The organism is Leptothoe sp. PORK10 BA2 (genome assembly GCF_034932105.1).
In the GTDB taxonomy this organism is placed as follows: domain Bacteria; phylum Cyanobacteriota; class Cyanobacteriia; order Phormidesmidales; family Phormidesmidaceae; genus Leptothoe.
On record NZ_JAYGIG010000068.1, the window covers coordinates 1 to 11170 of the forward strand.

The window sequence follows — 11170 nt, forward strand, 5'->3', positions numbered from 1 at the left end:
GTTGGGACTAGATTGGCGTTCATATTCCAACTCTAGTCCTATTTCCTGCTTGATGCTCTACAACCTCCAACTGACAATACTTCAGCCCCTTTACTGATGGCCGAGGAACACCGGTTACGCCCAAGGGTGGAGAACTCTCCGAGGCAGAGCGCGACTATAATCGAACCCTGGGCAAAGAGCGTATCTGGGTTGAGTATGTGAATCGCCGGGTCAAAATCTTTAGGATTTTAGCGCAGCGCTATCGCAATCGACGACGGCGCTATGGGCTGCGTTTCAATTTAATCGCCGCCCTCTACAACTATGAACTCAACCTGGCCTGAAAGAGTTAGAAAAGTCTTTCACACTAACACATAATCATTTTTGCAAGAGGTCTATTGTTAAAAGGTCAGATTTCGCCATTCGTTTGAGGTCTCATTTTGCCGCATAACTCTTATTAGATCTACTTTTTCCATATATCTACACCATATGTGCTAGATATACGGATAGCTGGCAGTATATCCACCCTATAGGGACAGATATTCGGCGCTACATTCTATTTCATCACAAGTGCCATCCAATCACCTCTCAACGGTCGGTGTGCATTTGGATAGTTAGACTGCCAGTACCTCAGCCACGGCGCGCAGCCTCAATAATGGCGATATCAATCTTTCGCATCGTCATCATCGCATTGAACGCACGCTTAGCGGCAGCAGGGTCGGGATCGGCGATCGCTTCTGTCAGCGCCAGCGGCGTGATCTGCCACGACAACCCCCACTTATCCTTGCACCAGCCACATTCAATCTCTTGACCACCATTGCCGACGATCGCACTCCAATAACGATCCGTTTCGGATTGGTCAGTGGTTGCGACCTGAAACGAGAACGCCCCGTTATGCTTGAACGCCGATCCTCCGTTGAGACCGAGACACGGAATACCCATTACGGTGAACAAGACGGTCAACACATCTCCTTTCTTACCGGACGGAAAGTCTCCTGGCGCGCGTTGCACAGCGTCAACGGAAGAATCTGGAAAGGTCGCGGCGTAAAACCGTGCCGCTTCCTCGGCGTTCCCGTCATACCAAAGGCAAACTGTGTTCTTTGCGATCTTTGTCATGTCGCTTCTCCATTGAGTTGAAAATTAATCTGAGCTTAGAATTAATATTCCAGAGATTTGGGTACATCGTGCTGGTTAACGCCTACTCTAACCAAGCACAAAATGATTTTCTTGAATTTGCCTTTCTAGCTATTTCATTGAGTGCAAGCCAAACATGTTGCCTTCAGAATCTATAGCCAGAGAAATAAAGCCATATTCGCCAATAGACATTTTAGGCTTTTGGATCCGCCCCCCTGCTGCTTCGACTTTAGACTCTTCAACCGCACAATCTTCACATGAAAAATAAATCAAAGTACTATTTCCACCAGCTGTACAGCCCTCCATCTTGACCAGGGCACCGCTAGCACCATATTTCTCCATGTCCGACGGAAATGACAACATTTCGATGCTGGCATCACTGGGGTCACTCAATACATCTAAATTCACACTCAGCACGGATTCGTAAAACTGCTTGGCCCTAGTTAAATCATCTACATAGATTTCAAACCAGGCCACAGGATTATTTGCCATGAGATTTCTCCTTAATGATTATTCATTAGCTACTTTTTGCTTCAACATGTTTTTTGAAATTATTTAAAATTCCAAGCCAACCTTGCCTTTGCTGTTCCGCAGAATTCTCATCCTCTGCGTCAAAGGTTTCAATGACCTTTGTTCCACTTTCAGTCTCGATAAACTCAACTTTAACCTCACGATTGTCGTCTAACTTGTAATGAATAGTTCTATGCGGGTGAATGCTTATAAACTCTCCTTCATAGTTAAACCCGATTGAGCCGTCTTTAGCTTCCATCCAATAGTTGAATTTGCCGCCCACTTCTAAATCGATTTCTGCTGATGGGCAACACCAATCTTCAATAGCAAAATTCCAACTGGTGATGTCATCTGGTGTTACCCATGCATCCCAGGCATCACTTAAGGGTGCTTCTACTTCTGTTTCAATTGTAATTTTTATCATAACCTTAACTCTTATTTTGAGGCAGCTAACTTCTGCGAGGCGAGCGGCACGGTTGACTCAGTATTCTACAGATCTGTAGAATACTGAGCCCGCTCGATTCTTTTATTCATCTACAACCATTTGAAAACCACCGAAAATCAAGCGGCTGCCGTCGAAAGGCATTGGGTTACTTCCGTCATTCATGCGAGAGTCTTTCATGACTTCTTCCATACCAGCATCTCTCTCTTCTCGTGAAGGCCATGATATCCAAGAAAAGACAACGGTTTCATCGTCTTTACACTGGACTGCCATCGGGAATGATGTTTTCTTGCCAGAGGGGACATCATCTCCCCAACATTCCACTAACCGAGTTGCCCCATGCTCTTTGAATATTACGGCAGCTTCACGAGCGTGCTGGATATAAGTTTCCTTGTTGGTTGTAGGGACTGCAAGTACAAAGCCTTCAATGTATTCCATTACCGCCTCCTGCAAGACATAATTTGGCTTGACGTCTAATTTGTTATGGAACTGACAGCATCCCGCTTAAGCAACGCGTAGAACGTCCAATCAACTGTAATATGCTGACATTCAATATAGAACAAGAGTACTATAGAAATAAAAATCTGTCTACCTAACCATCTGTAAAGATTTGCAAAAGAAGGGGACAAGCTTTTCAGGGGTTGGAATTTTGGGCAGGCATCAGTCTAACGGCAAAACGTATCGGCGGCAGAGAACTTTTGCTACATCACAAGTGGCTTTTGACCATCCGCTGCCGTGAAGTATTAGCCTGCGACTCAAGGTGCCAGAATCACCATACCAATAGCTAAACCTTGTCTAGGAGTTTCCCTCACCCTAAATCTCTCTCCCGAGTGGAGAGAGACTTTGACGCTTTAGACCATGCCTGACGCAGGAATGCGATCGCATTCACAAACCGCTGTGGGTTCCGCGTCACCCCAGCCAACGCCCCCTGATTGCACAAAAAGCCATGGGTGGCCTCAAGCATCACTGTAAGCCACTGCGTTAAGAGAGAACTAGCGTAGTACGCAAACGCCAGGGAATTATTCAAACGCCAGGGAATGTAGCATCGACAGAGAAAGAACAAATAACTCTTCCTTTCCACTCACCACTCTTCCCGCTAGTTCCCTAGACAATCTCAAAATTCAATCCATAGGTCTGTCCCAAATTACATGTATCGTGATCCACCACATTGGTATCACTCAGTTCCAGATTGTAAAAGTTGATCACATCCGTCTCAAACAAAGGCCCTGCATGCCAGGTGCCCGCCTCTAACTTAATAAAGCAATCCCCGGGAATGCTAAACGCCTGAATCAACGATGGGTCTGGCGCAGCGCCTGCACAGGGTGGGGCCACCGCCATCAGCCAGGCTTTCCCTTCTAGCGCACCCAAACACTGGGTACAGGCCAAATGCCGCGTAATCCGATCAAACCGTCGGCCTTTGCGCTCCAGTTGCATGATATAAAAACGCGGAATTCCCCCATCCAGCTTGAGCTGAGCATCTTCCCCGTCATAGGGTTTGCCATCCCACTGGGGACCGAGTACCTGTCCAAAGGGTCGAAATGCTTCGGCAGTCAGTGGTTGGGCCGTCAGCTGGTGCAAAGTAGTTTCCATAGCAACATAAGGGAGCAGCTCTTACATTTTGCTGATAATCCCAAATCCCGTCCACCCGGAAAAATCAGGTGTCCTAAATTAGGGCATTCACCAGGAGATATCCCTACAGGTTGACCTGCCCTTGGCCCCTCTCATCCCAAACCTTACAAGACATAAAAAATGCGGGGAGATCCGTCAGAACTTATGCGATTCTGGGGGATGCACTTTTAAACCTCCTACCCTCAATCCCATGGAAAATAAAGCAATGCTCATGATTCCGGGACCGACACCGGTACCCGCGAAAGTCCTACAAGCCATGGCCAAGCACCCCATCGGCCACCGCGGCGGCGACTTTAGTAAAATTATCGTTGAGGTCAATGAAGGCCTCCAGTGGCTGTTTCAGACTAAGAATGAAGTCCATACCATCTGTGCCAGCGGTACCGGTGTGGTAGAAGCAGGTATCATCAACTTCCTCAGCGCTGGGGATAAGGTGCTGGTGGGCAGTAACGGTAAGTTTGGCGCTCGCTGGGCCTCAATCTCTAAAGCCTTTGGCCTGGATGTGCAGGTGATTCAGAAGGACTGGGGTGTGCCCCTTGATCCCGAGGAGTTTGGTCAGGTCCTAGCCGCCGATACCGAAAAGGCAATCAAGGCCGTAATTGTCACCCATAGTGAAACTTCCAGCGGGGTGCTGAACCCTGTGGAAGCCATTAATGAGAAGGTGAAGGCCCATGGTGAAGCCATCATCATTGTGGATGCGGTGACTAGCTTGGCGTCCTATGACCTGAAGGTGGATGAACTGGGTCTGGATGTGGTGGCCTCGGGGTCCCAGAAGGGCTTTATGATCCCCCCTGGCATGGGCTTTGTATCTGTTAGTGACAAGGCTTGGGCTGCCTATGCCAAGGCCACGTTGCCTAAGTTCTATATGGACCTGGGTAAGTATCGTAAAGCCTTTGCTAAGAACAGTACGCCGTTTACTCCACCGGTGAATCTATACTTTGGCCTCCAGGCGGCTCTACAGATGATGAAGGCGGAGGGGCTGGAAAATATCTTTGCCCGCCATGAGCGCCACATGCAGGCTTGCCGTGCAGCCATGAAGGCTCTGGGCTTGCCCCTATTGGCCCCCGATGGGTTTAGCAGTCCGGCGGTGACATCGGTGATCCCTGACGAAATTGTCAGTGCTGAGGCGATTCGTTCCACCATGAACAAACAGTTTGATATTGCCTTGGCGGGCGGTCAGGACCATCTGAAGGGCAAGATCTTTCGGATTGGGCATTTGGGGTTTGTTTGCGATCGCGACATCCTCACCACCATCGCCGCCTTAGAAACCACCCTACAAATCCTCGGCTACGAAGGCTTTGCCCCCGGCAGCGGCCTATCCGCAGCCAGCCAGGTGTTGCGGTAAAAAAGGTTTCGGCAAACTGGCGGTGGTGATCCAGGCCCCCCAAATCCCTCAAATTTGGGGGCCTTTAACCACCATCGCCTTTGGCTCAACCCTCTAAACCCAGCCTAATCTGCCAAATACCGCACCTCCACCCGATCCCCTGCCGCCAACCCCAGTTCAGCCGCCCGGCCCATGCGCAGTTCAATCACATGGTCCACCAGCAACCGACCGGGGCCATAGGTGGGACAGGGATCAGCCCCACAGGGTGGGGCTTCGACAATGCCCTGCACCTGTCCTTGGTACAAAAACACCATATCCAGCCCCACGGGCACATTTTTCATCCAAAAGCTCACGGGGCGGGCGGGACTAAAAGGAAATAGCATCCCCCGATGATCCGGCAGGGCCTTCCGGTGCATCAGCCCAAGCTGCTGCTGCTGAGCAGTCTGGGCCACTTCTAAATCAAAGGTTTCCCCCGCAATCGTCGCTTGGGCCGTAATGGGAAGCACTTGACCAGGTCCAGTAAGCATGACAGAAGGATCATCGACGGTGGAGTCAGGTTCGGATGGGATGGTCGGGGTCGCTGGAGTAGGGGCAGCCCCTGGGCCCTCGGCCTCCGTGGAAACGGTTCCTGTAGAGCTGATCCCTGTAGAATTAGCCACGTCCGTTGACTCTGAAACGTTGCTACAGGCTAGCAACAGACAACATAGTCCCACCAGCGGCAAGTACCGCCTTCTACGCCCATCAATCACGCCGGTTCTCCTTATCTGTACTAATCTATCCGTACGAGCTATCCGTCAGGGGCTGGACACAGCCTACCCCTATATCTTAGAACGTGTAACACACCTACCCAGATCACTGCTCTACCCATGACCTCCTCCCCTTACCGCGTCGGTGTTGCCGGTCCCGTAGGCTCTGGCAAAACCGCCCTTGTCGATGCCCTTTGCAAATCCATGCGCGACACCTACTCCATCGCCGTGGTGACCAACGATATTTACACCCAGGAAGACGCCCAGTTTCTGGTGCGTAGTCAGGCCCTGTTGGACCACAACCGCATTGTCGGTGTCGAAACCGGTGGCTGTCCCCACACCGCCATCCGTGAAGATGCCTCCCTAAATCTGGTAGCCATCGAAGATCTAGAAGCCCGGTTTATGGACCTCGACTTGATCTTTGTAGAAAGCGGCGGTGATAATCTGGCCGCCACCTTTAGTCCAGAGCTGGTGGACCTCACCCTCTATGTCATCGACGTGGCCGCTGGCGACAAAATCCCCCGCAAAGGGGGGCCAGGCATTACCAAATCAGATTTGCTGGTGATTAATAAAATTGACCTAGCCCCCATGGTGGGTGCGGATCTCAACGTGATGGAGCGGGATGCCAAAACCATGCGGGGGGATAAACCCTTTGTCTTTACCAACCTGAAGGTGGCCCAAGGGTTAGAAACCATTCAGCAGTTCATTCAGTTCCAGGGCCGGTTGCCCTTGCCCCAGCCGGCTTAATAAGGTTGATGCTCTACTTAGAGAATTAACCCTAAGGAGCCATTAAGCAATAACCTCATGATTTGAGTTTCACCCTCTAAATTGGGTATCAACTCAAGCCGAAAAATCCTGGCTAGGTGGGGAATCAGGGGCCAGAAGCCAGTGAGGCCCTGATTCCTGACTCCTGACTTCGGAATACTATCCTGGGGAAAACGTCCCGCGTTGAGTTGGTACCCTCTAAATTTTCTGCAGAAACCGAGCCAGAACATTTATAATTGACCCCGCCGTAACCCCAAATTAGTGCTCCTAGGGATAACTCAGTACGCTGGGTTTTAGAACGGCATTCCGGCCCTAACCATGGGAAACCCCAGTTTGCCTAAAAGAGATAATTGAACTATTTCCAGAAAGGGACCCCAAAGGGACCCCAAGCAACACCTCTGACACTTAACCAGCCATCTAAGCTATTTTCCTAGCAAAACCATGAGCTACATCTGTAACAAACCCTAACCCTTCCCACCGCCCTTCGCCCAGAATAATTGTCCCAAAGGAATGCCCATGACGAGGATCAAAAGACGTCAGTTTTTGCTACATGGCTCAACGGCCCTAGGCACTAGCCTGTTGCTCAAAGCCTGTGGCAGTTCTACCCCACCGACTGAAACCACCCCATCCACCCCAGAAGTAAAGACCCCCGCCCCTGAAGATAGCGACACCATTAAAGTGGGGCTGCTCCACTCCCTCAGTGGCGCCCTGGCCATTGTGGAAAGCACCTTAATGGATGCGGAAGAACTGGCGATCAAGGAAATCAATGCCGCAGGCGGTGTGCTGGGTAAACAAATCGAAACTGTCAAAGAAGATGGGGCCTCTGACGTCGACACGTTTGTCGAGAAGGCGGAAAAACTGATTGACCAGGAACAGGTCGCTGCCATCTTTGGTTGCTGGACCTCCAGCAGTCGTAGACAAGTGCGCCCCATCGTCGAAGCCAAGGAGCATATGCTGTGGTATCCCGCCCGCTACGAGGGGCAAGAATGTTCGAGAAACATTTTTTATACGGGGACAGCTCCCAATCAACAGGTTGAGCCTGCGGTAGATTGGCTGCTGGAAAATAAGGGTAAGAATTTCTTTTTAGTGGGTGCTGATGATGCTTTTCCCCGGATTGTTAATTCCATCATCAAAGAGCAACTAAAGGTGCGGGGGGGCAATACGTTAGGGGAAGAATATCTGCCCTTTGGTAGTACGGAAGTGCCTCCCATCATCACCAAAATCAAGGCGGATATGCCCGAAGGTGGTGTGATTTTTAATAGCTTCGACAGTTACGATACGAACCAAGCCTTTTTTGAGCAACTCCAGCGGGCAGAAATGGGGCCGGACAAGTATCCTGTCATGTCCGTGAGTATTTCGGAAGAGGATGTGGCGGTGATTGGTCCTGTGATCCTCAAGGGCCATTATGCGGCTTGGAATTATTTTCAAACCATTGAGAGTGAGGTCAACAATGAGTGGGTCAAGGCTTTTAAAGCGGAGTACGGTGTGAATCGGGTGACCAATGCCCCCATAGAGGCAGCCTATGTAGCGGTGTATCTATGGAAGCAAGCGGTTGAGGCGGCGGGCACCACGGATATTGCCGCTGTCCGCGCAGCGGCCTATGGTCAAACGTTTGAGGCTCCATCAGGAACAGTGACGATGAATGCTAACCATCATCTTTCTCAAACGGTGCGGATCGGACAGTTACGGGCGGATGGTCTATTTGATATTGTTTTAACTACGGATGAGCCGGTTGCTCCTTTGCCATGGAATCAGTATGTGGCTGATACGAAGGAGTATTTGTGTGATTGGTCTGATCCGGCTAAGGGGGGTAAGTATAAGCCGGATTAGAGAAAAGTATTTGTGACCTTTATTGCAAATGCGATTCGGCAAAAAGCGGATTTATTAGAAGGTCGTTGCCCCAGAATAGAGACATCAAGTGACGACAGTGCCAATTCAATCAATGCTGAATAATTCCTACTGCAATCATCGCCATACCCATTAAGCTTACTACCCAAATTAGGCTACGAAGGTGGGTAATTCCAACTACATATACGATCGCATGAAGAATCCTCGATACCAAAAAGAGCACAGCCCCAAGTCTGGTTAATCCTGTTGAGATTCCTAACGCTTGTGCCATTAGAATGAGCGAGGTAAATATCAGCAGGTTTTCAACGAGATTTGTCTTTGCCCGCTGAATTCTTCCGCTTAGATGAGTCGCATTCGGTGGCTCATCGCGGTTGCTCAAAGCATATCCAACTCCCTCTGTCAGTGAAGTGTACATCGCTTGACTCATGTTCAACGTAAGCAATAATGTTACCGATCCAAGCAAAGTCCACAACTCAATCGTCATAAGTTCCTCTCTTGTTACAAGCTAATCAGTAGATAGTGGTAGCATTGGAGGTAGATAGCGATCGTTCCACCTCCAATGCTAACTTCAGCTTTTATGAAGCCGTCTTGAATTGAAGTTTTTGTTGCGCTTCCAGTTTTCGGGGATGGGGAACATTATTCTCAGCAAAGTAACGCAGTTCTTCTATGGATTGCTTGAGAATTCCACCCATCTGTATCTGCATTACCGGCCCCATGATCAGATTAAACACAGGGAGTAAGGATGCCTCCATACACATATCCACTTGAGCCTTGTCATTGCCTAAAGACGTTACAACCCAAGTATTGGACAACCCTCTGACAAAAAATGGCATTTTGTCACCCTGAGCATTGTAGGACAGGATTTTTTCCCGCTCATCATATCGAGTAATCGTTTCTTTTAAAGCACCTAGATTCGTTTCACAAATGCGTCCCGAATAAGGAGCATCCTGAAGAGTAGCACTAACATTGTGTCCTTTGGAAGCATGGACACCACTTGCCCACTGCGCTATGTTACCATACTGATGTCCAAGAATGTCCCAGACACGTTCGGCAGTAGCGTTAATAATCATTTGTTGTTTAACTTGCATAAGAAACCTCTTCAAATTGACAAGTTGGATTGTGGGTAGATGACCTCATCTTTAAAGAAAACTGACAAGGTCATCTCTCAAGTTGCATGGATTTAGCTGGACTGAACCCTAGCCAAAGATTTGCTCACCAATGGCGTAGCCCCCTTCGGCAGTTTCTTCGATTTGAACACTAATGAACTTCTTGATATCTCCCTTGCCAGATTCTTGAGCTACTTTGTTGAGTGCATTGGTAAATCGCTCAATAATCTTGGCTTTCTCATCTTTTGTCCAAGCATGTTGGGGCAGGGTTAGTTTAATTTGTCGACATGATTTTGACTCCTGATAGATGAATAAGTGAAATTGCACACTATGCTCTGTGACTGATGGATGAGCCATCAATCTTTGCATTGTGAATCCTTAGCGAGGGTAAAAATCTCAGCTCTTACCAAGTCGTTAAAGCAGAGTTGGCTTTAACCGGAAACTGAATTTCTACCACCATTTCTGATTCATGACCGATTCGGGGAGGCACGATAAATACCTCGCGTCCCGGCATCATGAGTTGATACTGGTTTCTTTCTGCCCAAATGCCGATCGCGTTGTGGCTAGAGAGACCCTTTTCAGGTCCCCCAAACCGGACAGATGTTGCCGCCGCTTCGACTGGGGGCAACTCTCGCACCTTCATCACTAATCCACCAGATAACGGTATCCGCACGTCTAGGTGATGATTGAGTAAAAAGCCAAACTCGATGTCCAAATCATGGACATCATAGACTTCACTGTGGATCACGGCGGCAAAACGCCCCAGGGTCTCAGGTTTGACCTGGGTAAGCACGGCTTGGTTCATACCAGAAACAATGGCAAATGTCTCTGACAACTCATGAAATGTTTGTCGTAGTGACAGAAACGGTTGAGCGGGTAGGGGTTTCAACACGACATCATCATCTTGAAGTTGCCCCTGACGCTCAAGCTGCTGCAATCGCAGTTCTACTGCCTGAAGCCGCATCGCTTCAGACTGAAGAGTTTGCTCAATTTGTGCCTTCCGAAGGGTGAGCATCCCCCGAATCTCTTCCAGAGATACCTCCTCTTCGACTAACTGCTTGATTTGCTCTAATGAAAGTCCCAGGTCTTTGAGGGCAAGAATGCGGTTGAGGGAAGCGAGCTGCTGAACGCTGTAGTAACGATAGCCTGTCTCCCGATCGCTATGGATAGGGGTGAACAGACCGATTTCGTCGTAATAGCGCAGTTGGCTGGCAGGTACCTGAGCAATTTTGGAAAACTCACCGATGCGGAACATCCTTGCTTCCTCTAAGCTGATGTCCCCCAGTCTAAAGTTTCAAGTGGCTTGAAGGTCAAGGGGCAATAAATAAATAGTTAAGGGGAAATAGTTAAGGGATGACCTCATACCATAGTCAGCCTTGCCATGGATGGAAACGAAGGGAGGGTGGGGCAGGATTTCAGCTATCGCCCTCAGGGGGGAACTCAGCCGTGCAACCGTGATCTGCCAAAGCCTGTTCCACCTGGGGGGCTAGTGCCTCAAGCAAAGCCGGGGGCAGGGTGGGTGGGGTGCTGGCGGCCACCACCCGCACCCGTTGTTGATCGTCCTCCACGGGCGTAACCGGTCTCGCGCTCTAACTCAAGCAAACAGGGGCCAATCGACTGCACCGAGTAGGTTTCGGTGTGGATAAAGGCGTTCAGTTTCATGCTGAATGCGAAAATGAGTAAACGCTTGCCA

General features: G+C 49.5%; 15 protein-coding genes and 1 pseudogene. 4 read left to right on the plus strand and 12 right to left on the minus strand.

Translation table 11 applies throughout. The features are described from left to right. Positions 1 to 119: 119 nt before the first annotated feature. Positions 120 to 320 (plus strand): annotated as a pseudogene (locus VB741_RS13435) (transposase family protein); the annotation flags it as partial. A 286-nt stretch (positions 321 to 606) separates the two neighbouring features. Here VB741_RS13435 and VB741_RS13440 read toward each other — a convergent pair. The 6 genes from VB741_RS13440 to VB741_RS13465 form a co-directional block, all read right to left on the minus strand. After that, complete coding sequence (locus VB741_RS13440; RefSeq protein ID WP_323365694.1) at positions 607 to 1092, minus strand: VOC family protein; 486 nt, start codon at positions 1090 to 1092, stop codon at positions 607 to 609. A gap of 129 nt (positions 1093 to 1221) precedes the next feature. Then, on the minus strand, positions 1222 to 1602 hold the full coding sequence (locus VB741_RS13445; RefSeq protein WP_323365695.1) for a VOC family protein: 381 nt from the start codon (positions 1600 to 1602) through the stop codon (positions 1222 to 1224). A gap of 25 nt (positions 1603 to 1627) precedes the next feature. Then, positions 1628 to 2044 carry an SRPBCC domain-containing protein gene (locus tag VB741_RS13450; protein ID WP_323365696.1) on the minus strand — a complete coding sequence of 139 codons (417 nt, stop codon included), beginning with the start codon at positions 2042 to 2044 and terminating at the stop codon, positions 1628 to 1630. Between the two features lie 102 nt (positions 2045 to 2146). Beyond that, positions 2147 to 2500, minus strand: coding sequence for a DUF1428 domain-containing protein (locus VB741_RS13455; protein WP_323365697.1), 354 nt, complete (start codon positions 2498 to 2500; stop codon positions 2147 to 2149). Between the two features lie 370 nt (positions 2501 to 2870). Next, complete coding sequence (locus tag VB741_RS13460; RefSeq protein ID WP_323365698.1) at positions 2871 to 3026, minus strand: hypothetical protein; 156 nt, start codon at positions 3024 to 3026, stop codon at positions 2871 to 2873. Positions 3027 to 3166: 140 nt separating this feature from the next. After that, positions 3167 to 3652: an ureidoglycolate lyase gene (locus VB741_RS13465; RefSeq protein WP_323365699.1), complete on the minus strand. Its 486-nt coding sequence runs from the start codon at positions 3650 to 3652 to the stop codon at positions 3167 to 3169. A 229-nt stretch (positions 3653 to 3881) separates the two neighbouring features. Here VB741_RS13465 and VB741_RS13470 point away from each other — a divergent pair, with 229 nt between their 5' ends. Beyond that, complete coding sequence (locus VB741_RS13470; RefSeq protein WP_323365700.1) at positions 3882 to 5033, plus strand: pyridoxal-phosphate-dependent aminotransferase family protein; 1152 nt, start codon at positions 3882 to 3884, stop codon at positions 5031 to 5033. A 104-nt stretch (positions 5034 to 5137) separates the two neighbouring features. Here VB741_RS13470 and VB741_RS13475 read toward each other — a convergent pair whose 3' ends face one another. Next, positions 5138 to 5671 carry a DUF192 domain-containing protein gene (locus VB741_RS13475; RefSeq protein WP_323365701.1) on the minus strand — a complete coding sequence of 178 codons (534 nt, stop codon included), beginning with the start codon at positions 5669 to 5671 and terminating at the stop codon, positions 5138 to 5140. 207 nt (positions 5672 to 5878) lie between these two features. On the opposite strand from VB741_RS13475, the gene ureG reads away from it, so the two are divergent. Beyond that, positions 5879 to 6505, plus strand: coding sequence for an urease accessory protein UreG (gene ureG, locus VB741_RS13480; protein WP_323365702.1), 627 nt, complete (start codon positions 5879 to 5881; stop codon positions 6503 to 6505). A 534-nt stretch (positions 6506 to 7039) separates the two neighbouring features. Further along, the gene (gene urtA, locus VB741_RS13485; protein ID WP_323365703.1) at positions 7040 to 8353 is read left to right on the plus strand and encodes an urea ABC transporter substrate-binding protein; all 1314 of its coding nucleotides are present in this window, start codon (positions 7040 to 7042) and stop codon (positions 8351 to 8353) included. A gap of 109 nt (positions 8354 to 8462) precedes the next feature. Here urtA and VB741_RS13490 read toward each other — a convergent pair whose 3' ends face one another. From VB741_RS13490 to VB741_RS13510, 5 genes are all read right to left on the minus strand, one after another. After that, complete coding sequence (locus VB741_RS13490) at positions 8463 to 8855, minus strand: MAPEG family protein (RefSeq protein ID WP_323365704.1); 393 nt, start codon at positions 8853 to 8855, stop codon at positions 8463 to 8465. 91 nt (positions 8856 to 8946) lie between these two features. Beyond that, a complete protein-coding gene (locus tag VB741_RS13495; protein WP_323365705.1) occupies positions 8947 to 9459 on the minus strand; it encodes an SRPBCC family protein in 513 nt (170 codons plus the stop codon). Positions 9460 to 9567: 108 nt separating this feature from the next. Continuing rightward, positions 9568 to 9846, minus strand: coding sequence for a tautomerase family protein (locus VB741_RS13500; protein ID WP_323365706.1), 279 nt, complete (start codon positions 9844 to 9846; stop codon positions 9568 to 9570). A gap of 34 nt (positions 9847 to 9880) precedes the next feature. Then, positions 9881 to 10732, minus strand: a complete 852-nt coding sequence (locus VB741_RS13505) for a MerR family transcriptional regulator (RefSeq protein ID WP_323365707.1) — start codon at positions 10730 to 10732, stop codon at positions 9881 to 9883. A 239-nt stretch (positions 10733 to 10971) separates the two neighbouring features. Then, on the minus strand, positions 10972 to 11139 hold the full coding sequence (locus VB741_RS13510; RefSeq protein WP_323365708.1) for a hypothetical protein: 168 nt from the start codon (positions 11137 to 11139) through the stop codon (positions 10972 to 10974). Between the last annotated feature and the right edge of the window lie 31 nt (positions 11140 to 11170).